We start from the raw sequence: 21,369 nt of genomic DNA on the forward strand, positions 1-21,369 counted from the left end.
CACAATGTCACACCTCACTCGGCTTTGTTGCTACGGTATTTTTTAGGAGTGAATTTCTCTTTGGCAAGAATTTTGGAGCGACGTACGGTTCTTTCTAAAGAATCACGTAATAATTCAGCATCTTCTTCATCGATTTCAACTCCACCGTTTTTCAGAAATGCTAAAGAATTTTCATTGCTAAGTCCATTTATTAAATCTTCTAATATCAGTTGTACATCTTTTTCATCTTTTTTATTGAATTCAAGTGTATCAGTGCGACCTAGTAAGTAATCAGTAGTTACACCGAAATAATCGGCTAATTTTTTTAATGGCTCTATAGAAGGATTTTGTTTATCCCATTTTCCTATTGTTCCATTTGCAATATGAAGTTTACGTTCTAATTCAGCAATAGTGATTTTTCTTTGTGCTGCTAATTGCTTTATTCTATCTTTGGTATTCATTTTAGATTCCTCCAAAAAAATACAAAAATAGATATTTAGCTATTGACAAATAGATAAACGGCTATTATACTGAATGTGTACTTATGAGAGGGTACAAAAAGATAGCAGTTATAGGTGTCAAATAGGCTAAAATATTTATTTAGTATTTAGTTTATTTGCTATGCACTTATAATAGCTAACTATCTATTATTTGTCAACGGTTTTAGTTGAAAATCTATAGGAAGGAGATAAATTATGGTATACGAAAAAATTAAAAAGTTGGCAATTGCTAAAGGTGTTTCAATCTATAGGGTTGAAAGAGATGCAGGTTTGTCTAATGGGGCAATAAGTAAGTGGGGAAAAACTGCTAATCAGACTCCATCATCTGAGAGTCTAAAAAAAGTAGCAAAATATTTCAAAGTATCAATGGAATATCTACTAGAAGATGAAAAATAGGAGGTGTAATTTATGCAGTTAAACATTCCTGATGAAATGGTTCAAAACGAATTAGCAAATAACATTACTTTCATAGTATTAAAAGAAATTGAAAATCGTTTGAATTTATTGTCTAAAACCATTGAATTACCACCATATCCTAACAAATCGCAAGTAAGAAAGATTTTAGAGATTGGCGATGAAAAATTGAATAATTGGATTTCAAAAGGTTTAAAAATTCAACAATGGAGTAATCAGGATATTCGGATTGAACGATCTGAATTACAAAGATTTCTAAAAGAAACTTTTGAAATTTAAAGGAGGAAAAGAAGATGGAAAATCTAGTAATTACGAAAAACCAACAAGCAGTAACAACTAGTTTACAAGTCGCAGAAACGTTTAATAAAAATCATCGTGATGTTTTAGCAGCGATTGATGATTTAAAAGAGGGGGTTGCGGAAAATTACGCAGACCTATTTTACGAAGATAGCTATATTCATCCACAAAACAAACAAAAATATAGACAAATCATTATGAACCGTGATGGATTCACGTTACTAGCAATGGGATTCACTGGTCAAAAAGCTCTTAAGTTTAAACTGAAATATATTGAAGCTTTTAACCAAATGGAGGAACTGCTCAAAACTCAATCAAACTTACCGATTAATAACACAGAATTGTTATTAGAAGCTGCGTTAAAACATGAACGTGGATTGACTCTTGTAAATCAACGTTTAGATAAGCTAGAAACAGAAACAACAATTAATAGAAGCCAACAACGAAAGATACAAGGACTAGTTTCATCAACTGTTATCAAAGTATTAGGTGGCAAAAAAACATCGGCTTATAAGGATTCAAGTATTAAGCAATCAGCATTTAGTAATTGCTATAAACAATTGAAAGCATTATTCGATGTAGCCTCTTATGTAGATATTCCAAAAGTTCGATATGAAGAAGCATTAACTCTAATTCCTAAATGGAAGCCTGACTTGGAATTACAAGCAAGAATTGATATGGCTAATGGAAACGGAGATATGTTTAAAGAAGTGAGTTAGATCAGTAAATAAAAGGATAAGCCTAACTTATCCTCAGTTAAAAGTAGTATCAACAATGATTGCTTTTGGATTCATATCATTCTTAATGGATTCAATGATTTCTAAAACAGAAGATTTGTAGTAGTAAGTTTTGCTTGATGCGATTATTTCATTTTCTTCAGTTTTAATCAAAAAATAGTATTTTTTATCAGAAGCTCGTTTAATCACAAAAAACATTTTTGCACCCCACTTTCAATTGAATTATATCAAAATATAGGAGGTTAACAACATGAAAGCAATTCGAGAAACACGATTGATAGGCGCATTTTTATTGATGATTGTATTAGGAGTATTACTGAAAACCCACTTTTCAATGCCAATACTAGCAACGTTAAGTGCACCTTTCTTTATCCATTGGTTTTTTAACTGGGACGAAGCCAAGTATCAATACTCTAAAAGGAGGTGATAAAAAATGTATGTAGCTGTAGGTGAAGCTAGTAGAGAAACATACGTGACTGGAGAAACCCAAGCAGAAGTCTTTAGAAAATTGCTTGAAGAATATCCATATATTTCATTTGATGAAGGTGTTTATCCAGAAAGGCTAAGCATAGTACAAAAAGAGCCCCAATCGTTTGCAGACGATTAAGGGCAAATATTGAACAAAAAAATTCAAAATTTATTAACTAAGGAGAGTATATCAAAATGAACGATAAAATTCAAAATTTATTAATGGAACTTGTTAAAGAATGTCGAAAAGGAGAAGTTGCTCTCGTTTTAGCAACTGTTGATCCAGAAAGAATGGAACCATCCAGTGTTTTACTTGCAGGTTCTTTGCCTGAACAAGCAATTGCATTTAGTGAATTATTTGAAAAATTTAAAGAAGAAGCACTTGCTCATGATTGTGATTGTCCGCAATGTAAACAAATAAAAGAATCATTTATTGGTGCAGAATCATCTTCAACTAAACAAAACAATGAGGAAAAACTAGATACATTGTTAAAAGATTTTTTACGAGGTGAGTTGTAATGATTGAAGTAAGAGGCTTAGGTAACGACATTTACGAATTAATGCTAGCAAACGCACAGAATAACATTGTCCAATCTGTTCGGACATCTGCATCTTATGGCAATACAAGTTGTGTGGTAAGCAGTAAAGGAGCTACAAAACCATTTTTAGATCAATTACAAATGCAAGGTGTCGATTATATCGAATTGGAAAATGAAAAAATAAAACTATTTTGGGAGGGGTTGTAATGCCTGAATTTGATTCGCTAGGGGCAAGACAAGAGCCACCCGAAGAAAAAGAAGTGTTAGAGCCAACGTGGGAATACGATGAGGAGGAAGACGAAAGATGATTCAATCTACTTTATCCATGAGCTATCAAGAATGGCTTGAAGATAGGCGTAAAGGAATTGGAGGATCAGACGTTGCAACAATCTTAGGCTTGAATCAATATAAATCAGCTTATCAATTATGGCTAGAGAAAACAGGTCAAGTTGAGTTGAAAGATACAGAAAGCGAGCCAGCCTATTGGGGAAATGTTTTAGAAGAAGTTGTTGCGAAAGAGTTCCAAGAAAGAACAGGAAAAAAAGTTCGTCGTAGAAATCAAGTCTTCGAACATTCGCTCCATCCTTTTTTAAGAGCAAATATTGATAGAGAAGTGGTTAGAGAAAATGCCATTCTAGAATGCAAAACTGCAAATCAATTTTTAGCGAAGGAATGGGAAGGAGACGAAGTGCCGCTGAGTTATCTTTGCCAAGTTCAGCATTATATGAATGTTTTGAATAAAGACTATTGTTATATTGCAGTTTTAATTGGTGGTCAGAAATTTATTTGGAAACGAGTAGAACGTGATCAAGAATTAATCGATGTACTGACCGAGCAATTAGTTAATTTTTGGGAAAACAACGTAATCAAAAGCATTGAACCTATTATTGACGGAAGTAAGGCAACAGCTGACTTTTTAAAGGATAAGTATAGCGACATAGAAGAAACGCAAACCACTTTACCTGCTTCATTCGATGAATTGATAGATCAAAAAAATGAAATGAAGAAAACCAAAAAAGAGTTGGATGTAGCTATTAGAAAAATTGAAAATGAAATAAAAAGCGAATTGGGAAAAAGAAATGCAAGCATTGGTATTACCAAAAAACATATTGTTGAGTGGAAGGAAATACCTACTAAAAGATTGAACAGTAAAAAGTTTGCTGAAAAATATCCTCAAATTGCAGAAGATGAAGAAATATATATGGTTACTACGACACGAAGATTAATAGAAAAGGAGATTAAGTAATAATGGCAACAAACGAAACATTAAAAAATCAATTATCACAACAAAATCAAAAACAAGTTCCTGCGAATCAATTAGGTTTAAAAGGATTAATGAATACTCCTACTATGAAGCGGAAATTTGAGGAAGTTCTTCATGAAAATGCTAATGCTTTTATGTCAAATGTCATGACTTTAGTTTCTAATGATAGCTACTTGGCAGAAAGCGAGCCAATGTCTATCTTAAGCGGGGCTTTAACAGCTGCTACATTAAATTTAGGATTAGATAAAAATCTAGGTTATGCCTATCTCGTACCATTTAATACTAAAAATAAGCAGACTGGCAAATGGGAGAGGAAAGCCCAGTTTATTTTAGGATATAAAGGGTATATTCAATTGGCTCAACGATCAGGTAAATATAAAGCATTAAATGTTATTGAAGTCTACGAAGGAGAGTTACTGAGTTGGAACAGGTTAACGGAAGAATTTGAATTTGATCCAAATGGTAGACAATCAGACGATGTAATTGGATATGTTGGATATTTTGAACTATTAAATGGCTTCAAGAAAACTGTTTATTGGACCAAACAAGAAATTGAAGCTCATCGAATTGCAAATAGCAAAGACAAAGAAAAAACAAAATTGAGCGGTGTCTGGGCTACAGATTATAATGCGATGGCTCGTAAAACAGTATTAAGAAATATGTTATCAAAATGGGGAATTTTGTCCATCGAAATGCAAGAAGCGACAACTTCAGATGAAAAAGTTCAACAAATGCAAGAAGATGGAAATATTATTTCCGAAACGGAAGTAGAAGAAAATACTACGATGAAAACAGCAGAAGTAATTAATGAAGCTAATTCAGATTCATTGAATCAAACAGATTTATTTGATACTAAAAATCCACCATTAGAGTAAAGAAGGAGATGTAATGGCAAGACCTGCAAAAGAAGGTTTGGATTATTTTCCTCTTGATGTTGGAATTTTTGAAGACGAAAAAATAGAAGCTATTGCTGGGGAATTTGGTATTAAAGGAGAACTTGCGGTAATCAAACTGCTTTGTGCGATATACAAAAAAGGATATTTCATTTTGTGGGATGATTTATCGCAAGCAACTCTTTTAAAACGCCTGCCTGGAGTAAGTAAGGAAATGCTCAATCAAATAGTGAACCGCTTAGTCTTATGGGGATTTTTTGATAAAGAACTGTTTGACTCGGTCAAGGTGCTTACGAGTGAGAATATCCAAGCGACATTTTTCGAAGCGACAAAAAGACGGAAAACACCAAAACCAACTAAATATATAGTTAATGTCAACAATAACTCTCAAAGTGAAACAGTTAATGCTGACATTAATGCACAAAGTAAAGTAAAGGAAAGTAAAGTAAATAAAAGTAAAGTAAACAAAAAAGAAACAGAAAGTAGCATTAATTCGTCGTCACCTGAAACGTCGGTTGAAAAAGCATTCTTTGAAGAGCCGTTAGGTGAAGAAAAGCTAACGGAGTTAATCCGCTATTATTCACAGAATGTAAGTCCTGCTACTCCTGTTAATATCACTGATTTACAATATGATCTTTCTGATTTCGACGGAGACCTCGAATTATTGAAAGAGGCTGTTAATATCTGTGCTAGAAATAATGAACGAAGATATAGCTATTTTGCTGGTATTTTGAAAAATTGGCGAGCAAATGGTGTAAAAACATATGCTGATTATCTAAATAACGAGAGAGAACGAGCAGATAAAAAAACACAAAATAAGCAATATCAAAATAAACCTGTTCGGCAAGAAAAGGTGCCTGAATGGATGAATCAAGAGAACGGTGAAGAAGAAAAAGTTTCGCCAGAAGAACAAGCTGAATTTGAAAGACAAATGCAAGAATTGTTGGGAGGATAAAACATGGATGAATTAGTTAAATTAGTGGAAGAATGGGCGAAAGAAAAGCGCTTAGATACAGCAGAGCCTGAAAAGCAAATGTTGAAAGTGATTGAGGAAGTCGGAGAAGTTGGCGCTGCATTGGCAAGAAACAACGAAAACGACCTAAGAGATGGTATCGGTGATGTGGTTGTGACGTTAATTATTCTCGCTATGCAAAATAACATGGACTTATACGAATGCTTAAATCAAGCATATAGCGAAATCAAAAATCGCCAAGGGGAAATGGTAAATGGAGTATTCGTCAAAGAAGCCGATTTGTAAGGTTCGAGGTGGAAGATATGCGAATTATTCTACCGATTGAACCAAAGCCACAAAGTCGCCCAAGATTCGCAAGGCGTGGAAATTATGTTCAAACGTACGAAGATCGAGCGATGAGAGCCTATAAACAAAAGGTAAAAGCGTATCTACGAAAGGTAAAACCAGAATTGATTGAAAAAGGGGCTATTTTTGCGCATATTACGTTTTATATCCATCCGCCTAAATCAGCTCTAAGCAATAAACAGAAACGCTTAGAAGTGGAATTAGAGCGGAAATATTGCGACAAAAAGCCTGATTTAGACAACTATTTCAAAGCAGTGACAGATGCTGCCGAAGGTATTTTATATAAAAACGATGGTCAAATTGCTGTGATGGTTTGCCAAAAGTTGTACAGTATGCGACAGCGAACAGAAATTGAAATTATGAGTTTGGAGGAAAAGGAATGACGAAAAACAAACTCAGAGAAACAAAAAGAGCCATTCGTCATAGAATTCTTTTTTTGACTGGTGATGATGAATCGTGGATGAATAATTCAGAAATCGTGGAAGAGGTCCAGAGATTATCAAAACAACTGAATTCTAATCTTATAAACGATAAGCGACCACTACCAAAAATAGATCCCGATAAGCTAACGAAAGAAGAATACCAGCGCTTATTAGACTTAGGTTATCAAGTAAACGATATTAAGAAAGCTCTCGGACTGGGAACAACCACATTTCAAAACTGGCGAAAGGCAAATGGCATAGAAAACATAATTAAGCGAAAAGAAAATAACAAAGTAGAGGAGAACAAACGCATGAAATTTAATTTAAATACAGCAACGTTACTTATTTCAAACAATTTTGGAGTGAAAGCAGAGGAATGTTTAACGATCTCAAAAAGCGGTCTGGCTTTAAGTGGTCCAGTAGTACAACGCTTGAACAAACCAGAATGGGTTCAACTATATTTAGACGAACAAAACAAAGCGTTATTTGTTTTGCCGTGTGAAGCAACTGCAGAAGGTGCAAGAAGTTGTGTAAGTCCTAAAGCAAATAAAAAAACAGGCTATCGAAAAAGCTGGAATGGTCACGTGTTAAGAAAAGCTGCCGAAGTTGGAGGCTTTAACATCGAAACAGATGTTTACCATGTAAAACCAGAAGAAGTGGAAGGACATCCAAACGCTTTAGGATTTGATTTGACAAAGGCGGTCAAAGTGAATGGGTAAAACTAAATCTAAAATCAAAAAGAAAAAACGCCGACTTAAAGAAAAAGCTATCGCAAACGGCACATACAATAAACGAGGTAAAAACGATGACGTGCATAAAATGCAAGGGACAGATGATTGTCTGGGAAAAAGATAGATTCGGTCATGCGAAAGCAATGCCTTGTCCGTTATGCAACAAAAGTGGGCAAGGTGTTGCGAAAAAGTTAGCTGAAATAAAGAAGAAATAAACGAAAGGAGTGGAGGTTTGGTCGACCATAAAGAATTCTTTACTCCTGAAATGATGAATAGTTACCAAAAGAAAAAGAAACGCAAAACACATTAGAAATACTAAAAGAAGCAATGGAACTTCTGGAAAATAAAACAAGCAGTTCATTTACTGAACCAGAACAGCTGTCATTATTTTAGAAGTGGATCCAAGAAGGCAAAGTGCAAAATCAGTGCGTGTTTTTGTCTGTTTTACGTTTCTTTATGGCTGGAAGGCTAAACCATAGAAGCAGAGCTGCAGGGAAAAATAGCAAGAAAACGTCTAAACTGATTTTATGTAATAAAAAGGCACCAGCGGAGGCTAATTATGAAATTAATCTATGTTTTAACTGGAAAAGAAGAAAATAAAAACTATGTAAAAAAATTTGTTGGAAATTATTGCAGTTTTGGACCTAAAGAGGATGCAAAAGCATTTACTAGTGAAGAAGCTGAACAGATGAGAAGACTGTTAGAGAATAGTGTAGGCAATGCGTTTGTTATTGATGATGACAGAGTATTATCACAAGGAGGATAAAAAATGGATGCATTAGAAGTATTACAAAAAATTCAAGAGTTAAAGGAAATATACGGTGACATTGAAGTTATGGTGAAATCGAATAGTGAAGGCAATGAATTTTTTAAGAAAATAATTGACGTTGATTTGCAAGCTGGAATGATTGACGAAGAAGGCGAATTTATTGATGAGAGAGTCATTTTAATTATTTGTGAGTAGGAGAGAAAGTGAATGATCTATATAAAAAATTTTATCCATGATTTTGATTCTTCAACAATTACCTTTGAAGTAGAACGTGAAGGGGTCACGAATCATGTAGAAACTAGAGATACTGGTTATGGAACGACTTATACAGATATTAATGATTTTACTGAAGATTGGCCAGATTCTGAATACAATCAATTAGAAGAGTTTTTAAACGGTTGTCAAGAAATAGTGCATTCATTTTATCGTTGAAAGATTATATCGTAGGTGTTGAAATTATTGATTTTGTAGAGGAGGAAGAAAAATGATTCCCAAAATAGAAGTATGGTTGCACGATAATTCTGTTGGTTATCCTAGATGGTTTGAAATAGATTCAATTGATTATCTTGATAATACGTTTGATATAGTAGATGAATTTGGAAATCCGCATGAGTTTTCTGGTAAAGGTCGTTTATTTAGAGTAAAAACTGAGGAGGAAAAACACATGAAATTTTACGAAATTAAAGAACCTTATTTTGCATTAATCGTTGCTGAGGATGAAAAACAATGTTTAAAACTTTACAAGGATATTTTTTGCGATGTAGAGGACGAAAAAGAGTTTTTGGATGATATGAAAACAATTGATAAATACGAAGCGTTCAAAATGCTTGCTAAAAGTCGTATTGAAGATGGTGGAGAATTGGGTGCAGAAGAAGCTTTAAATCAGTTAGAAAATCTTGAAACAAATGGCGAAGTATTGCTGATTGATAGCGGTTTGTTGTAGGAGGATCAGCGATGAATAAACAAGAATTGATTGAAGAGTTAGAATGTTTAGAAGTTCCTACAAACAGCCTTGATTATTTGAAAGGTGCTGACTATGCCAACGAAAGAGCAATTAGCTTAGCAAAACAACTAAAAGAATCGAAAAAAGCTGTATTACCTAAAAGTGCCGATGAATTTATCAAAGAAGGTTTATCAATGGGGTCTGATAAAGTAGACATTATCGGTTCCGCAGTTTCTTTTTCAAGTTCAATGCCCGATGATGAATTTTCTTTGTGGTTTAAGTCGAACAGAGATTTATTTGTTAATGCATTAGCTAACGGCTACGAAGTAGAGAAGGAACCATTATATCACGTTTTATTATCAGACAAAGGGGCGACCAACATAGGATATACTTTTTTAAATTTAGCGGGAACAATTGATTTTACGATATGTAAGGAAAAGGTGGATACGTTAACAGAAAATCAAATCAAAGCAATTGATGAGCGCTATTGGCCGTTTGCTGTGAAGGTGGATGGTGAATAAATGAAACGCAACTGGAAAAGAGTAATAAATAAAGTTAGTGGCATTGCAATAATGATTCTTGTAGCAAAAGCAACCGTGAGCCATTTCGTGTATAGCAATGACATAACAAGCAGTGACCTCGTTTATTTCCTTTCATGCTCGTTTATTTTGGGATTAGGGCTATATTTAGGAGGTTCCAGCGTATGAGTTATCCAGAAGTTTATATCATAGGAAGGCAAGTCGATGGCGTTTATGTTGAATACTTACATGGAGCAGAGCAAGCCGATTTATTTTTCGATTATACGATAGCTCGTGATGAAAGAAATCATATGAATAAAACCAATACAAAAGATGGCGAATGGAGAATTTTAAAATACGGGAGGCCAATTACATTGGAGTTTTAACTTATTGCAACTTTTTTACAATAACTAGCCGATTTTTTGCAAACAAAAAGCCAGCCGACCAATGGCTGACTAATGTGGTAGTTAGCACTTTTCCCAAGTAAAGTGCTAATAGTGCCAACAAATAAGGTTGACATTGTGTCTCTGGTGGAGACAGGAACTATCGATAACTGTTTTCCGCCAGTTATCATAGAAAAGGAGAAATTTATTTCAGAAATAAAATCCCCAAGAAAGTTAATATGATTATATCATGAGTAAATGTATTTGAAAATACTATCTCATAGTACGTATTGTAAAAAGTTTATTTAGTAGAAAATAAAAAAAGCCAGATTGCTCCGGCTGTGAGAAATATTTTCGACATAGTTATTATACCACAAAAGGAGCGATTTCACTTGATTAAATTGCTAAAAGAAGTAGATTTTCGACAAACAAAAGCGAATGCCAGAAATGTGTTGAAGAATTTTAGACGTTTAGAGCGAATGGCTGGTCGCTCTTTGATAGATTTAAAATCACCAATTATTACAGATATGCCTAAAAGCCAAAGCCACGGAAACAAAACAGAAGATGCACTGGTACAATTAGCTGATGCAGAAGCAGAAAGAGACGCAATTTTATCTGCGCTTATGGCATTAAGCCTAACTAGCAGACAAATTTTGCATTATAGTTTCTGTGTGCAGGACCATTACTCTAATTACAAGATAGCTAGGGAAGTTGGATATTCCGAAAGAAGTATTCAACGCATGAAATCAGAAGCTTTGATTGAATTTGCTGAAGCTTATCGAAATGGAAAAATAATTGCCTATAAATAAAATTTTGGCGGTTTTTTGGCGGAAAGTTGGCGGTTTTTATCAATATTTAGGTGTTATTATGGTAGTGTCGAAAGATAAGGAGACGAGGGTAAGGCATGCATTACCTATCTTAGCTCCGTTTCGCTTATTTTTTGAGGCTACCTATAAAAAATAAAGAATAAGGATGTGGAAAATCCAGTTCTTTCTGTCTCGTTTAGTCTAGGTAGCAAATATTGCATATTGCAATAAACTTGGCATTAAGCTTACACGTAGACGTACGCCGAAAGCACTTGTCAAGATAGCGCTATGTAGTTTGCAATGATCACTCACAAATCAGACGTTCTCAAACTAAAAGAAATGGGGTGTAATTCCTCTCTCTTTTTTCTACAGGTTTGTGAGTGTTAATGGGATATAGCTTAACTGGTAGAGCAGCGGTCTCCAAAACCGTCGGTATAGGTTCGAGTCCTATTGTTCCGGTAGGTAGCATAGCTACTTAAATAAAAGAATCGTCAATAAATGTTTCTTACTTTAACGATCGGTTCACCTCCTTTCAGAATTAGCCAGCCTGCGGAAACAGGATAAAGTGGCTAGCAACCTAGTATTGTTAAATAAGTGTTAGATTGGCTAGGCAGTCTAATACAAATCTTTAGACTACTCAATAAAAATGAGTGGTCTTTTTTTGTACATAAAAAAGCCACTAGACTATGGGATCTAGTGGCTAGGTAGCATTCGTGCACAATTTTTGTTGATTGCTATTTACAAAAAGGAGTTGCTACCCATAAATAGTATAGCAAAAAGTAATTTGTTGAATCAAGTACATAAAAACAACTAGGAGAGAAAAACATGAAAAGCTATTGGTATGTATCATTAACACATAAATATCCACAGCCGAACCGCTCAACTGATTCGATGCGTGTTGTTATGTCTGTGCAGATAAAGAAGAATGCATCTATTGTCGAAATGACGAGAGAAGCTTTACCGAAGGAAATTGATGCGTGCAAGCTTGTTTATTGTGGGCATGGCTATTTTGATGAGAAGAACATTCAAGAAAATATCAAACGAAACATGAGGGATTAGAATATGAATATTGAAAAGATGAAGTTATCAGAACTACGCCCTGCTGAATATAATCCAAGGGTTGAATTTAAGCCAGGCATGGTAGAATACGAGAAGCTTAAACAATCTATTCAAGAATTTGGCTTTGTTGATCCACCAATTTTTAATAAAAGAACAGGAAATTTAGTTGGTGGCCATCAGCGTGTATCGGTAGCAAAAGATTTAGGAATTGGCGAAATTGAAGTATCCATTGTAGATTTACCTATCGAAAAAGAAAAAGCTTTAAACATAGCTTTAAATAAGATTTCTGGCCAGTGGGATGAAGATAAATTAGTTGAGTTATTGGAAGAGCTTAACACAGATGAATTACCTCTAACAGGCTTCAATCAAGAAGAATTAGATGAGCTGTTAGCTGATATGAACAAATTTGAAACTACAGCCGATAGGGTAAAGGCAAATCCAGCAAATACCAGTTTATTTGATTCTTTCTTGTTTCCGCCATTTTCTTATCTTGATACAAAAACTAAGCGTTGGTTAGATCGTAAACGCCAATGGAAAGAGCTAGGGATCAAGAGTGAGCTTGGCCGTGAAGATAACTTGGTATTCAATCCTAGCATGCAAGCGCCAGGACTAGAAGGAACATCTATTTTTGACCCTGTTCTATGCGAATTAGGGTATCGTTGGTTTACACCTAAGACAGAAAGCAATATTTTTGATCCATTCGCTGGTGGTTCTGTGCGTGGAATAGTAGCTAAAGTTCTTGGGCATAATTACACGGGTATTGATTTGAGAGCAGAACAAATAAGTGCAAATTATGCTAATGCTCGAGAAATTGGTTTAAGTGATATTAATTGGATTTGTGATGACAGCTTGAATATAGACCATCATATTGAAGATGAAAGTCAAGATTTGTTATTTACATGTCCGCCGTATGCAGACCTTGAAGTTTATTCAGACGATGAACGAGACATTAGTAATATGTCCTATGAAGAATTTGCAGAAGTATATAGTGAAATTTTAAAACGTTCTGCTAAAAAGCTAAAAGATAATCGCTTCGCAGTGGTCACCATTTCTGATGTCAGAGATAAAAAAGGCTTTTATCAAGATTTAACTGGTTTGACTAAGAGAGCATTTAGCACAGAAGGCTTATATTTCTACAATGACATGATTTTGTTAAACGCAGTTGGTTCGGGTTCGCTAAGAGCTAGACGTTTGATGAACAATAGAAAAGTAACCAGAATGCACCAAAATGTATTAGTCTTTTATAAAGGAAATCCGAAAAATATTAATCAACATTTCGAAGTTTTAGAAACATTAGATGATGAACTAGAAAATCTCGTAAATGGACTGGACGAATAAAAAACAATCGTTTATGCTCTGCATGAGGTGAAGGGTAATGACAAATAAAGAATTAAAAAGCATAGCGGAAAACGCTAGAAGCCTATATAGAAGTAATCTAATTACTAGGGAAGAAGCAAAAGAACGTATCGAACCATTTATTGAAGCGTACAACAAAAAATCAATTGAGATCGCTAAGAAGTTTAACCAGAAACCGAAAACAATCTCTTTCGTTTCCTTTTTACGATAAAAAAAGAAGCCGAGTGCGCTAACACTCGACTACTTCAACGAGATACGAATACCCCGAAGACACAGAAGCTGGCATGCATGCTCTAAAGGAAGTTCTGTGTCTTTTAGCATTATATAATAGTGCGAGGTATTCTACAATGGAAACATTTGATTATGAAGTTCAACAAGCTTTAGAAAAGCAAAAGGTTGCGGAAGAAAATAACAAGATTATCAGGGCTGCAAAGGCTCAATGGATAAGTAATTTTAAAGAAGGTAAAGTTCGGTTGGACACTGTTAAAGATTTAAAAGATTTAATTGAAATTGAGAGTCACTTAAAAGATGTATGATTCATTAGGAAAATAATGTATGAATTTGACTGTATCCAATTATTCCTCGATAATTGAAGAAGTAATTTATCAAGGAGGTCTTTTTATGTCAATATTCTATAATAATCTAGGAGAATTTCAATGGGTATCTGTTACAGCTCTAATCAGTATACTTGGGATATTTGTAACTTTAGGATCGACAGTATATACAAACAAGAAAACTATTCGAGCTAATGTTCAATCGAAAACAAGTATTGAATGGATAAACAAGATAAGAGAATTGTCAGCAGAATTAATAAATAACTATGAATCTTTAGGTCATGCCTCACAAAAATTATATACTTGTATACTAAGTATATCAGCTTTGTCGGATTCATATAACAATGAAAAAAAACAAATTCAAGAAGTAGGGTTTGGTGGTAACATGTCAGTTATCAATCGAATGAACTCTTTGCATAAAGAAAAAAAAGAATCAAGTTTAGAATACAATAAATTCAGTTCTATTACGCTTTCCTTATATAATCAACTCTCTCTTTACTTTGTAGATGACTTAACCAACAATGAAATATTAGAACAGTTAGAAAAGCTAAAAGAATTTAATAGACGATTAGCGGATGTATTTAAAGAAGACATAGAAGTAAATCAGACTGAGTTTTCTTATCAAAAAGCTGTAGACAATTATTTAAAAATAGTTGATGAGTTATCATATGAAATTGAAAATTTTAGGAAGCTTATAGCGAAGTACATCAAAGATGAATGGAATGCCATTCAGAAAAAATAGAAAACAAAACTCAACTATCAACATGAATGCGAGGTGGTGTTAATGGATGGCTAGAAAAAGAGATCCACGTCGTGACCAGGCTAAAGAAATTTGGTTAAGGTCAAACGGTAAAAAGATTCTTAAAGATTTAGCAAATGAACTAAATGTTTCAGATTCTCAAATTAGAAAATGGAAATCGATTGATAAATGGAGTGCTGAATTGAAAGGTAATGTTACCAATGCCAAAGGTAACGTTACTAATCGAGGAGGCGCTCCATTTGGTAATCAGAACGCAGTAGGCAACAAAGGTAATAGCCGAGCCTCGCCACCACTTGGTAATAAGAACGCTATTAAAACTGGCGAATACGAAACAATATTTGCCGATATGTTATCTGATGAAGAAAAGGACATCTATTCTAATCTGAATGATGATCCTTTTTTTATTTTGAATGATGAGATTCGCTTATTAAAGGTACGGCAGTTTAGAATGATGAAACGTATCAAAGAAGCTGAAAAAGGACTAAATGATGAAGAAGTTGAACGGTTACAACAGCTAAGGAAAATTAAAACACCAGTTGAAAAAGACGGTAGAAAGCTAGAAATAAAACGTGAAGTTATGCAAGATGTTCAAGTAACTCGTAAAACATTTAGAAAGTTAGATGACATCTTAGCTATTGAAGATGCGTTGACTCGTGTTAGTAATCAATTAACTAAGTCAATTAAGCAACTGAACGAATTATCATTGAGTCAAGACAAGAAAGTCATGCTTAATCGTCAAAACGAAAAACTTGCTGCTGAAATTCGGCGACTCAAAATTCAGAATGGTGACGATATTCCAGAAGTTGAAGATGATGGGTTTATTGCAGCTATCAATAATATAGTTAATGATAATGAGGTGTGGAATGATGACAATATCGAAACGTAAAACATCTGTTGTTTTCAAATTCACATCGTTTTCTAAAAAGCAGAAGCAAGTTTTATCTTGGTGGAAACATCCCAAGTATAAAGATAAAGAAGCTATTATTTGTGATGGGTCTGTTCGTGCTGGTAAAACAGTTATTATGTCGCTATCTTACATCTTTTGGGCAATGGAAAGCTATGATGAAGATCAATTCGGAATGGCTGGTAAAACAATTGGTTCATTAAGGCGTAACGTTATACGGCCATTAAAAAAGATGCTTAGGGGTCGTGGCTATACTGTTAAAGACAATCGAACAGATAATATCCTTGAAATAACTAAAAATAATAAAACAAATTATTTCTTTTTATTTGGTGGTAAAGATGAAGCTTCGCAAGATTTGGTGCAAGGTCTAACTGCAGCTGGATTTTTCTTTGATGAAGTGGCGCTTATGCCACAATCATTTGTAAACCAAGCAACAGCACGTTTATCTGTAGATGGTGCTAAATCATGGTTTAACTGTAATCCTGCTGGACCTCATCATTGGTTCAAACTTGAATGGTTAGACAAGCTAACAGAAAAGCATGCTATTCGCATTCACTTTACTATGGAAGATAATCCTTCGCTTAGTGAAAGAGTAATTAATCGTTACAAACGAATGTATTCAGGAGTTTTTTATGACAGGTATATTCGTGGATTATGGGTATTATCTGAAGGAATTATTTTTGACAACTTTGATGCGGAAACGATGGTAAAAGAACCTCCCAAAAACGCTATAGCTAGTCAATATTACGTATCTATAGACTATGGAACTCAAAATGCTACAGTCTTTTTGTTATGGGCTAAATATGAAGAAAATTGGTATTGCATTGATGAGTATTATTACTCTGGTCGTGATGAATCAAAACAAAAAAGTGATGATAAATATTTGAAAGACCTGAATTCTTTTGTAGAAGGAAAAAAAGTTAAAATTATTGTGGATCCGTCAGCAGCTTCGTTTATTGCATTACTTAGAGAGAATGGATACAAAGTTATAAAAGCCAAAAATAATGTTATTGACGGCATTCGTGCAACTCAAACAGCAATGAATGAAGGAAAGATTTATTTTTCTAGTAACTGTAAAAATTTATTTGCAGAATTTGCATCATATATTTGGGATGAAAAAGCGGCAGATAGAGGCGAAGACAAGCCTATAAAACAACATGATCACGCGTGTGATGCGCTAAGATACTTTGTTTACACCATTTTAAATAAATCACGAGGAATTAAGCTACAGAGCGTGAAGGGGGTTATTTAATGACAGAAGAAGTAAGTAGACCAAATACTGAAAGTAAAATACGTGAATTCGTTGACCTTTTAGGAAATCGTGTCTTTTATTGTGATAAAAACGCAAAGATTGACGAACGCTTGGTGGATAAATACATTAATAAGCATCGGAAATTAATAGGGTTTTACGAAGAATTAGAAAAGCTCTACAACGGTCAACATGATATTTATTATCAAAAAAATAAAGGAATTGGAAAGCCTGACCATCGAATTGCAGTCAACTTTGCCCGTTATGTTGTAGATAGTTCTGCAGCTTTCTTTAACGGTAAACCAACAAAGATTACTCATCCAGATGGTGAGGTAAAAGAATTTGTTCAAAATTTCCGTAAACGAAATGAGGAAGAAGACAACGATGCAGAGCTTTCTAAGCTAACTGCTATTTATGGGCATGCTTATAAGCTTTTATATCAAAACGAAGAAGCAGAAACGTGCGTGACTTATTTAAAACCTACGCAAGGATTCATTGTTTACGCAGATGACTTATTAAAAGCGCCTATGTTTGCGGTTCTTTACAACAAAATGGCAAAGGACGAGCTAACAGCAACTGTTTATCCACAAAATAGCACAGAAACGTTTATTTTTACACAAGACAAGACTTCTAAACGATTGGAAACTAAGAGAGGACCAACCGTTTTTCAGAAAGCCTTGTCTTATTTATTAGGTGGAAAAGAGGCAATCGCTAATCCGTACGGTGAAGTGCCTATGATTGAGTTTATGGAAAATGACGAACGACAAGGACGTATTGAGTCTGTGTGGTCGCTGATTAATAATTACAACGAAGCTCTATCAGAAAAAGCGAACGACGTGAGTTATTTTGCGGACGCTTACCTGAAAATGATAGGAGTAGATTTAGCTGACGAAAACGTCGCTGCTTATTTACGAGATAACCGAGTGATTAATAGTGCCACTCCTTTATCTGAAGGTGAAACAGTAGACATTGATTTTTTAGATAAACCTAGTTCGGATACAACACAAGAAAATCTGTTAGACCGATTAGAACGATTAATCTATCAAATGTCTATGACTTATAATGCAAACGATGAAAGTTTTAGTAATAACGCTTCAGGTATTTCGCTAGAATTTAAAATGCAAAATCCTAGAAACCTCGCACAAGCAAAAGCTAGGAAGTTTAAAAAAGCATATGCGCAAATGTACAAAATGATTTTTTCATTGCCTACGAATGTACCTGCTAATAAAGCGAAAGAATGGTTTAATTTAGAATACACTTTTGACTTTAATATTCCGCGCAATATTAAAGACGAAGCGGAAACTGCACAAAAACTTGAAGGGATTGTTTCAAGAGAAACGCAATTAGGCGTATTATCGATTGTTTCTGACGTGACCCAAGAAATGGAACGTATAAAGGACGAAGAAACCGAAGAACGTTTAAATCCACAAGTTGATTTTGGTAAATTTACTCAAGCTACGGAAGAAGTGACCGAAGAACATGAGTAATTATTGGGCGGAACGAGAAGCAAAACACATCGAAGAAATGCTGAAACGACATGTGAATTACGAACAAGAAATTCATAGACGGTATTTACAGTTATGGAAAACGATAGAAGCAGAAATTCAACAGTTTTACGTCGCTTATGCAGGGAAAGAGAAGATTAGCATTGATGGAGCGAAACGACGTGCAAGTAAACATGACGTACAAATTTTCGCGGAAAAAGCGAAACGTTATGTACAAACAAGAGATTTTTCAAAAGAAGCTAACGAGCAATTAAGGTTATACAATTTAACAATGAAGGTTAATCGTTTAGAGCTTTTAAAATCGAAAATAGGTTTGTATTTAACAGACAACACTAATCAGCTACAGACCTATTTTACAGCAATGTTAACAGAGGAAGCTGTAGCGGAGTTTGTGCGACAGGCTGGGATATTAGGCGGGTCCATTCTTTCCAAAGAAACCTACCGAATGTTTGCTAAAGCGATTATTGATGGTTCGTTTCATAACGCGACATTTTCGCAACGTTTGTGGGTGAATCAAGATGTTTTGAAAGCAAGTATCGATCGCTTGTTAACAGTTGGTCTATCAGCAGGCAAACATCCAGATATTCTAGCTAGGGAATTACGCAAATTAGTTGTGATTGACAGCTTGCGAGGAAAGGAAACGGCTGATTATGTCGCACGTCGGCTAATGATTAGTGAATCCGCAAGAATACAAAGTGAAGTACAAAAGCAAAGTTACGAAAAATATGGGTATGAAGAATACAACCTAATCGTAGAATCAAACGCTTGTCCTATTTGTGTAGGAATAGCAAGTGCAAATCCACATAAGGTTTCTGAAATGAGCCCAGGAATCAACGCAAGTCCTATTCACAACTGGTGTCGGTGTAGTACTGCACCTGCTTATAAAGACAAAAAGTTCTAGCGAAAGTTAGGCTTTTTTTATTTGCCTTCTTACTGCTTACAGGCGTTAAAGAGAAAGCTGTTTCGATTGATAGGCGTAACCTATTAATTTCGATTAGCCACGTAATGGCTGGAGGTTTTAACATGAACGAAGAAAAACACTTATTATTACCGATGGATTTACAATTTTTTGCAGATGAGCCAAATTCTGATGAGCCAAACTCTGACAATTCAAACGAATCGGGGGATTCATCGACAAAGGATTCTCAAAATCCAAAAAATGAAAATCCAGACGGAAAAGAAACTGGAAAGACTTTTACCCGTGATGATGTTGCCAAGATGGTCGCAGCAGAAACTAAAAAAGCTGTGGCGCAAGCAAAATCCGATTGGGAAAAGCAAAAATCTTACGAGCAAATGACTGCGGAAGAACGTGTTAAGGCGAAAGAACAAGAAGCCGCTGACAAAGAAGCACTAGCGGAAAAACGAGAAAAGGAAGCACAAGCCCGCCTCGACCGTTTAACGCGTGCCGAATCTGTTCGTAACGATTTATCCGAGAATGGTCTTTCCGACTACGTAAGTGCTGCACAAGCCGATTTATTGCTTGTGAAAGATACGGACGAGGATACAAAGAAAGCTGTAGATGAATTAAAACAAATTATTTCAAAAGCTAGAGATGGTATCCAAAAAGAATTGCTGAAAGGTCAAACTGTAAACGTTGCTACAGCAACAAAAGAGACCGATTGGCGCAGCAATTTGACTAAAAATTTAGAAAAGAAATAGGAGATGAAAAATTATGCCAGTTATTTTAGATAGCAAAGATTTAAAAGCAATTGACAAAGAATTTGCTGCAGGCTCGCAAGTTTGGGATTTATTGAAAGGTGGGGCTGCTGCAGTAACAGAAGCGGATTTTGTAGGCGCAAAAGAAGTCCGCATCAACAAAATGAAAGGTTTTACTGCTAGTGATTATAAACGTAACGAAGACAATAAACGTTCTAAAATTGATGTGGCAAAAGAAACGGTCAAACTAGAGAAAGAACGTTGGTTTGGTTATGACTTAGACACATTAGATCAATCAGAAAATGCTTCCTATGAAGTTCAAGCGATTGTGGAAGAACACACTCGTTTAGTTGCGATTCCTGAAAAAGATCGCGTTGCGGTACAACGCCTATTAGAAGCGGCATTTGCGGAAGCAGCGGATGATAATAGCGAAGGAAAATACGTTGGAAAAACGGTAAAAGAAACCATTACTACAGAAAATGCTTTGGCTTCATATGATGCGGCAGAAGCGTATATGACAGATGCAGAAATTGTCGGTCCGTTTATTATGTTTGTATCCACTGACTACTATTCAGCATTAAAAAATGCAAAAGGTGTTTCAAAAACATTTACTACGAACGAGCAACAAATTTCAGGTATTAACCGTAAAGTTGCGCAGTTAGACGGTTCCGATACTATTATTCAAAAAGTAGCCAAATCTCGTTTACAGGTAGATTCTACGAAGAAAATTAATTATATTCTTGTGCCTTTGATGGTTTGTTCGCCAGTTGAAAAATACAACTCTATTGATCTAATTCCAGCTTCACAAGACCGTGATGGCTACAGAGACACCATCAAAGGATTAAACTATTATGATGCTATCGTAACTGAAAAAGCTCGTCCTGCCATTTACGTTTCTTACGATTCAAAGTAAGCGCCCCGACCGTTAAAAAGGTAACACCAACGGCAGATGGGGCAGTTATTGAAGCAGAGTAGGTGAAAAAATGACTCTTTCAGATTATCGCGTACTACTGGATATTTCAGAGGATACCTACGAAAAAGATAAGGCAAAAATTATCAAAATCTGGGACATTACTGAAAAGCAACTGCTAGTAAAGCTAAAAACAGATGAGATACCAGAAAAATTGGACTATATTGTTCCATCAATTGTAGTGAAACGTTACAACCGTTTAGGTTTTGAAGGCATGGAACAACATTCTCAATCAGAAGAAACAATTTCTTATAATTTGGACGACTTCGGGGAATTTCAAGATGAGATTAACGATTATCTTGAAGAACAAGGCTTGATTCGTAAAAGGAAGGTGTCCTTTTTATGAGAACCTGCATTAATTACTACAACAAAAAG

35 protein-coding genes and 1 tRNA gene are annotated in these 21,369 nt (G+C 35.0%); 34 read left to right on the plus strand and 2 right to left on the minus strand.

Features of this window, described 5'->3' with window-relative positions; all coding sequences use genetic code 11:
- Window positions 1–14 precede the first annotated feature (14 nt).
- A complete protein-coding gene (locus tag IGK03_RS03880; protein WP_002363332.1) occupies window positions 15–440 on the minus strand; it encodes a helix-turn-helix domain-containing protein in 426 nt (141 codons plus the stop codon).
- A gap of 234 nt (window positions 441–674) precedes the next feature.
- On the opposite strand from IGK03_RS03880, the gene IGK03_RS03885 reads away from it, so the two are divergent.
- Genes IGK03_RS03885 through IGK03_RS03895 form a run of 3 tightly spaced genes read left to right on the plus strand, consistent with a single transcriptional unit; the run spans window position 675 to window position 1,909 of the window.
- Complete coding sequence (locus IGK03_RS03885) at window positions 675–875, plus strand: helix-turn-helix domain-containing protein (protein ID WP_002363333.1); 201 nt, start codon at window positions 675–677, stop codon at window positions 873–875.
- 12 nt (window positions 876–887) lie between these two features.
- Window positions 888–1,172, plus strand: coding sequence for a hypothetical protein (locus tag IGK03_RS03890; RefSeq protein WP_002363334.1), 285 nt, complete (start codon window positions 888–890; stop codon window positions 1,170–1,172).
- 14 nt (window positions 1,173–1,186) lie between these two features.
- Complete coding sequence (locus IGK03_RS03895; RefSeq protein WP_002366327.1) at window positions 1,187–1,909, plus strand: Rha family transcriptional regulator; 723 nt, start codon at window positions 1,187–1,189, stop codon at window positions 1,907–1,909.
- A 33-nt stretch (window positions 1,910–1,942) separates the two neighbouring features.
- Here the strand turns inward: IGK03_RS03895 and IGK03_RS03900 are convergent, their stop codons facing one another.
- Window positions 1,943–2,125: a YegP family protein gene (locus IGK03_RS03900; protein WP_002364224.1), complete on the minus strand. Its 183-nt coding sequence runs from the start codon at window positions 2,123–2,125 to the stop codon at window positions 1,943–1,945.
- A 52-nt stretch (window positions 2,126–2,177) separates the two neighbouring features.
- On the opposite strand from IGK03_RS03900, the gene IGK03_RS03905 reads away from it, so the two are divergent.
- The 31 genes from IGK03_RS03905 to IGK03_RS04055 all read left to right on the plus strand — a co-directional run bounded on the left by IGK03_RS03905 (window position 2,178) and on the right by IGK03_RS04055 (window position 21,340).
- Window positions 2,178–2,354, plus strand: a complete 177-nt coding sequence (locus IGK03_RS03905; RefSeq protein ID WP_164982051.1) for a hypothetical protein — start codon at window positions 2,178–2,180, stop codon at window positions 2,352–2,354.
- A 6-nt stretch (window positions 2,355–2,360) separates the two neighbouring features.
- The gene (locus IGK03_RS03910) at window positions 2,361–2,534 is read left to right on the plus strand and encodes a hypothetical protein (protein ID WP_002366328.1); all 174 of its coding nucleotides are present in this window, start codon (window positions 2,361–2,363) and stop codon (window positions 2,532–2,534) included.
- 56 nt (window positions 2,535–2,590) lie between these two features.
- Complete coding sequence (locus IGK03_RS03915; protein ID WP_002366329.1) at window positions 2,591–2,914, plus strand: hypothetical protein; 324 nt, start codon at window positions 2,591–2,593, stop codon at window positions 2,912–2,914.
- On the plus strand, window positions 2,914–3,141 hold the full coding sequence (locus IGK03_RS03920) for a hypothetical protein (protein WP_085443376.1): 228 nt from the start codon (window positions 2,914–2,916) through the stop codon (window positions 3,139–3,141). Before IGK03_RS03915 ends, IGK03_RS03920 begins: the two co-directional genes overlap by 1 nt.
- Window positions 3,142–3,238: 97 nt before the next feature.
- Window positions 3,239–4,180, plus strand: coding sequence for a YqaJ viral recombinase family protein (locus IGK03_RS03925; protein ID WP_085443377.1), 942 nt, complete (start codon window positions 3,239–3,241; stop codon window positions 4,178–4,180).
- A gap of 2 nt (window positions 4,181–4,182) precedes the next feature.
- Window positions 4,183–5,073, plus strand: coding sequence for a recombinase RecT (locus tag IGK03_RS03930; protein ID WP_002366336.1), 891 nt, complete (start codon window positions 4,183–4,185; stop codon window positions 5,071–5,073).
- Between the two features lie 13 nt (window positions 5,074–5,086).
- On the plus strand, window positions 5,087–6,046 hold the full coding sequence (locus tag IGK03_RS03935) for a Lin1244/Lin1753 domain-containing protein (protein WP_002366337.1): 960 nt from the start codon (window positions 5,087–5,089) through the stop codon (window positions 6,044–6,046).
- Window positions 6,047–6,049: 3 nt separating this feature from the next.
- Window positions 6,050–6,349 carry a MazG-like family protein gene (locus IGK03_RS03940; protein ID WP_002366338.1) on the plus strand — a complete coding sequence of 100 codons (300 nt, stop codon included), beginning with the start codon at window positions 6,050–6,052 and terminating at the stop codon, window positions 6,347–6,349.
- A gap of 8 nt (window positions 6,350–6,357) precedes the next feature.
- On the plus strand, window positions 6,358–6,792 hold the full coding sequence (locus IGK03_RS03945; protein ID WP_002366339.1) for a RusA family crossover junction endodeoxyribonuclease: 435 nt from the start codon (window positions 6,358–6,360) through the stop codon (window positions 6,790–6,792).
- Window positions 6,789–7,550 carry a hypothetical protein gene (locus IGK03_RS03950; protein WP_002366340.1) on the plus strand — a complete coding sequence of 254 codons (762 nt, stop codon included), beginning with the start codon at window positions 6,789–6,791 and terminating at the stop codon, window positions 7,548–7,550. Before IGK03_RS03945 ends, IGK03_RS03950 begins: the two co-directional genes overlap by 4 nt.
- Entirely contained in the window at window positions 7,543–7,686 is a 144-nt protein-coding gene (locus IGK03_RS03955; RefSeq protein WP_002382585.1) for a hypothetical protein, read from the plus strand. Before IGK03_RS03950 ends, IGK03_RS03955 begins: the two co-directional genes overlap by 8 nt.
- Window positions 7,687–8,121: 435 nt before the next feature.
- On the plus strand, window positions 8,122–8,328 hold the full coding sequence (locus IGK03_RS03960; protein WP_002366345.1) for a hypothetical protein: 207 nt from the start codon (window positions 8,122–8,124) through the stop codon (window positions 8,326–8,328).
- A 3-nt stretch (window positions 8,329–8,331) separates the two neighbouring features.
- The gene (locus tag IGK03_RS03965) at window positions 8,332–8,526 is read left to right on the plus strand and encodes a hypothetical protein (protein WP_002366346.1); all 195 of its coding nucleotides are present in this window, start codon (window positions 8,332–8,334) and stop codon (window positions 8,524–8,526) included.
- A gap of 12 nt (window positions 8,527–8,538) precedes the next feature.
- The gene (locus IGK03_RS03970; RefSeq protein WP_002366347.1) at window positions 8,539–8,763 is read left to right on the plus strand and encodes a hypothetical protein; all 225 of its coding nucleotides are present in this window, start codon (window positions 8,539–8,541) and stop codon (window positions 8,761–8,763) included.
- Window positions 8,764–8,815: 52 nt separating this feature from the next.
- Entirely contained in the window at window positions 8,816–9,274 is a 459-nt protein-coding gene (locus IGK03_RS03975; RefSeq protein ID WP_002366348.1) for a hypothetical protein, read from the plus strand.
- A gap of 11 nt (window positions 9,275–9,285) precedes the next feature.
- On the plus strand, window positions 9,286–9,795 hold the full coding sequence (locus tag IGK03_RS03980) for a DUF1642 domain-containing protein (protein WP_085443378.1): 510 nt from the start codon (window positions 9,286–9,288) through the stop codon (window positions 9,793–9,795).
- 182 nt (window positions 9,796–9,977) lie between these two features.
- On the plus strand, window positions 9,978–10,178 hold the full coding sequence (locus tag IGK03_RS03985) for a hypothetical protein (protein ID WP_010710727.1): 201 nt from the start codon (window positions 9,978–9,980) through the stop codon (window positions 10,176–10,178).
- Window positions 10,179–10,567: 389 nt separating this feature from the next.
- Window positions 10,568–10,984, plus strand: a complete 417-nt coding sequence (locus IGK03_RS03990) for an ArpU family phage packaging/lysis transcriptional regulator (RefSeq protein WP_002366352.1) — start codon at window positions 10,568–10,570, stop codon at window positions 10,982–10,984.
- A 384-nt stretch (window positions 10,985–11,368) separates the two neighbouring features.
- Window positions 11,369–11,440 (plus strand) — tRNA-Trp (locus IGK03_RS03995).
- A 366-nt stretch (window positions 11,441–11,806) separates the two neighbouring features.
- Window positions 11,807–12,040 carry a hypothetical protein gene (locus IGK03_RS04000; RefSeq protein WP_025188308.1) on the plus strand — a complete coding sequence of 78 codons (234 nt, stop codon included), beginning with the start codon at window positions 11,807–11,809 and terminating at the stop codon, window positions 12,038–12,040.
- Window positions 12,041–12,043: 3 nt separating this feature from the next.
- Window positions 12,044–13,378, plus strand: a complete 1,335-nt coding sequence (locus IGK03_RS04005) for a DNA methyltransferase (protein WP_085443381.1) — start codon at window positions 12,044–12,046, stop codon at window positions 13,376–13,378.
- Window positions 13,379–13,415: 37 nt separating this feature from the next.
- Complete coding sequence (locus tag IGK03_RS04010) at window positions 13,416–13,607, plus strand: hypothetical protein (RefSeq protein ID WP_002363360.1); 192 nt, start codon at window positions 13,416–13,418, stop codon at window positions 13,605–13,607.
- Between the two features lie 136 nt (window positions 13,608–13,743).
- A complete protein-coding gene (locus IGK03_RS04015; protein ID WP_010783305.1) occupies window positions 13,744–13,932 on the plus strand; it encodes a hypothetical protein in 189 nt (62 codons plus the stop codon).
- Between the two features lie 85 nt (window positions 13,933–14,017).
- The gene (locus IGK03_RS04020; RefSeq protein ID WP_014524789.1) at window positions 14,018–14,692 is read left to right on the plus strand and encodes a hypothetical protein; all 675 of its coding nucleotides are present in this window, start codon (window positions 14,018–14,020) and stop codon (window positions 14,690–14,692) included.
- Between the two features lie 46 nt (window positions 14,693–14,738).
- Window positions 14,739–15,596 carry a phage terminase small subunit gene (gene terS, locus IGK03_RS04025; protein WP_002366360.1) on the plus strand — a complete coding sequence of 286 codons (858 nt, stop codon included), beginning with the start codon at window positions 14,739–14,741 and terminating at the stop codon, window positions 15,594–15,596.
- Window positions 15,574–16,866 carry a PBSX family phage terminase large subunit gene (locus IGK03_RS04030; RefSeq protein ID WP_002390185.1) on the plus strand — a complete coding sequence of 431 codons (1,293 nt, stop codon included), beginning with the start codon at window positions 15,574–15,576 and terminating at the stop codon, window positions 16,864–16,866. Before terS ends, IGK03_RS04030 begins: the two co-directional genes overlap by 23 nt.
- A complete protein-coding gene (locus IGK03_RS04035; protein ID WP_002366362.1) occupies window positions 16,866–18,350 on the plus strand; it encodes a phage portal protein in 1,485 nt (494 codons plus the stop codon). Before IGK03_RS04030 ends, IGK03_RS04035 begins: the two co-directional genes overlap by 1 nt.
- Window positions 18,343–19,269, plus strand: a complete 927-nt coding sequence (locus IGK03_RS04040) for a minor capsid protein (RefSeq protein ID WP_002366363.1) — start codon at window positions 18,343–18,345, stop codon at window positions 19,267–19,269. Before IGK03_RS04035 ends, IGK03_RS04040 begins: the two co-directional genes overlap by 8 nt.
- Window positions 19,270–19,391: 122 nt before the next feature.
- The gene (locus IGK03_RS04045) at window positions 19,392–20,027 is read left to right on the plus strand and encodes a DUF4355 domain-containing protein (RefSeq protein WP_010783308.1); all 636 of its coding nucleotides are present in this window, start codon (window positions 19,392–19,394) and stop codon (window positions 20,025–20,027) included.
- Window positions 20,028–20,040: 13 nt separating this feature from the next.
- Complete coding sequence (locus tag IGK03_RS04050) at window positions 20,041–20,937, plus strand: capsid protein (protein WP_104801993.1); 897 nt, start codon at window positions 20,041–20,043, stop codon at window positions 20,935–20,937.
- A gap of 70 nt (window positions 20,938–21,007) precedes the next feature.
- Window positions 21,008–21,340: a phage head-tail connector protein gene (locus tag IGK03_RS04055; RefSeq protein WP_002366366.1), complete on the plus strand. Its 333-nt coding sequence runs from the start codon at window positions 21,008–21,010 to the stop codon at window positions 21,338–21,340.
- Window positions 21,341–21,369 lie beyond the last annotated feature (29 nt).

It is taken from the genome of Enterococcus sp. DIV2453a (assembly GCF_050533535.1).
Taxonomy (GTDB): domain Bacteria; phylum Bacillota; class Bacilli; order Lactobacillales; family Enterococcaceae; genus Enterococcus; species Enterococcus faecalis.

Excerpts from the sequence above, each read along its gene's own strand:
- IGK03_RS03985 (WP_010710727.1), top strand. The coding sequence starts at position 9,978 with ATGAGTTATCCAGAAGTTTATATCATAGGAAGGCAAGTCGATGGCGTT.
- IGK03_RS04010 (WP_002363360.1), top strand. The coding sequence starts at position 13,416 with ATGACAAATAAAGAATTAAAAAGCATAGCGGAAAACGCTAGAAGCCTA.
- IGK03_RS03880 (WP_002363332.1), bottom strand. The coding sequence starts at position 440 with ATGAATACCAAAGATAGAATAAAGCAATTAGCAGCACAAAGAAAAATC.
- IGK03_RS03925 (WP_085443377.1), top strand. The coding sequence starts at position 3,239 with ATGATTCAATCTACTTTATCCATGAGCTATCAAGAATGGCTTGAAGAT.
- IGK03_RS03895 (WP_002366327.1), top strand. The coding sequence starts at position 1,187 with ATGGAAAATCTAGTAATTACGAAAAACCAACAAGCAGTAACAACTAGT.
- IGK03_RS04045 (WP_010783308.1), top strand. The coding sequence starts at position 19,392 with ATGAACGAAGAAAAACACTTATTATTACCGATGGATTTACAATTTTTT.
- IGK03_RS03905 (WP_164982051.1), top strand. The coding sequence starts at position 2,178 with ATGAAAGCAATTCGAGAAACACGATTGATAGGCGCATTTTTATTGATG.
- IGK03_RS03940 (WP_002366338.1), top strand. The coding sequence starts at position 6,050 with ATGGATGAATTAGTTAAATTAGTGGAAGAATGGGCGAAAGAAAAGCGC.
- IGK03_RS03970 (WP_002366347.1), top strand. The coding sequence starts at position 8,539 with ATGATCTATATAAAAAATTTTATCCATGATTTTGATTCTTCAACAATT.
- IGK03_RS04050 (WP_104801993.1), top strand. The coding sequence starts at position 20,041 with ATGCCAGTTATTTTAGATAGCAAAGATTTAAAAGCAATTGACAAAGAA.
- IGK03_RS03885 (WP_002363333.1), top strand. The coding sequence starts at position 675 with ATGGTATACGAAAAAATTAAAAAGTTGGCAATTGCTAAAGGTGTTTCA.
- IGK03_RS03890 (WP_002363334.1), top strand. The coding sequence starts at position 888 with ATGCAGTTAAACATTCCTGATGAAATGGTTCAAAACGAATTAGCAAAT.
- IGK03_RS03965 (WP_002366346.1), top strand. The coding sequence starts at position 8,332 with ATGGATGCATTAGAAGTATTACAAAAAATTCAAGAGTTAAAGGAAATA.
- IGK03_RS04020 (WP_014524789.1), top strand. The coding sequence starts at position 14,018 with ATGTCAATATTCTATAATAATCTAGGAGAATTTCAATGGGTATCTGTT.
- IGK03_RS03930 (WP_002366336.1), top strand. The coding sequence starts at position 4,183 with ATGGCAACAAACGAAACATTAAAAAATCAATTATCACAACAAAATCAA.
- IGK03_RS04035 (WP_002366362.1), top strand. The coding sequence starts at position 16,866 with ATGACAGAAGAAGTAAGTAGACCAAATACTGAAAGTAAAATACGTGAA.
- IGK03_RS03900 (WP_002364224.1), bottom strand. The coding sequence starts at position 2,125 with ATGTTTTTTGTGATTAAACGAGCTTCTGATAAAAAATACTATTTTTTG.
- IGK03_RS03980 (WP_085443378.1), top strand. The coding sequence starts at position 9,286 with ATGAATAAACAAGAATTGATTGAAGAGTTAGAATGTTTAGAAGTTCCT.
- IGK03_RS04015 (WP_010783305.1), top strand. The coding sequence starts at position 13,744 with ATGGAAACATTTGATTATGAAGTTCAACAAGCTTTAGAAAAGCAAAAG.
- IGK03_RS03955 (WP_002382585.1), top strand. The coding sequence starts at position 7,543 with ATGGGTAAAACTAAATCTAAAATCAAAAAGAAAAAACGCCGACTTAAA.
- IGK03_RS03960 (WP_002366345.1), top strand. The coding sequence starts at position 8,122 with ATGAAATTAATCTATGTTTTAACTGGAAAAGAAGAAAATAAAAACTAT.
- IGK03_RS04055 (WP_002366366.1), top strand. The coding sequence starts at position 21,008 with ATGACTCTTTCAGATTATCGCGTACTACTGGATATTTCAGAGGATACC.
- IGK03_RS04030 (WP_002390185.1), top strand. The coding sequence starts at position 15,574 with ATGATGACAATATCGAAACGTAAAACATCTGTTGTTTTCAAATTCACA.
- IGK03_RS03935 (WP_002366337.1), top strand. The coding sequence starts at position 5,087 with ATGGCAAGACCTGCAAAAGAAGGTTTGGATTATTTTCCTCTTGATGTT.
- IGK03_RS03950 (WP_002366340.1), top strand. The coding sequence starts at position 6,789 with ATGACGAAAAACAAACTCAGAGAAACAAAAAGAGCCATTCGTCATAGA.
- terS (WP_002366360.1), top strand. The coding sequence starts at position 14,739 with ATGGCTAGAAAAAGAGATCCACGTCGTGACCAGGCTAAAGAAATTTGG.
- IGK03_RS04005 (WP_085443381.1), top strand. The coding sequence starts at position 12,044 with ATGAATATTGAAAAGATGAAGTTATCAGAACTACGCCCTGCTGAATAT.
- IGK03_RS03975 (WP_002366348.1), top strand. The coding sequence starts at position 8,816 with ATGATTCCCAAAATAGAAGTATGGTTGCACGATAATTCTGTTGGTTAT.
- IGK03_RS04000 (WP_025188308.1), top strand. The coding sequence starts at position 11,807 with ATGAAAAGCTATTGGTATGTATCATTAACACATAAATATCCACAGCCG.
- IGK03_RS04040 (WP_002366363.1), top strand. The coding sequence starts at position 18,343 with ATGAGTAATTATTGGGCGGAACGAGAAGCAAAACACATCGAAGAAATG.
- IGK03_RS03915 (WP_002366329.1), top strand. The coding sequence starts at position 2,591 with ATGAACGATAAAATTCAAAATTTATTAATGGAACTTGTTAAAGAATGT.
- IGK03_RS03910 (WP_002366328.1), top strand. The coding sequence starts at position 2,361 with ATGTATGTAGCTGTAGGTGAAGCTAGTAGAGAAACATACGTGACTGGA.
- IGK03_RS03920 (WP_085443376.1), top strand. The coding sequence starts at position 2,914 with ATGATTGAAGTAAGAGGCTTAGGTAACGACATTTACGAATTAATGCTA.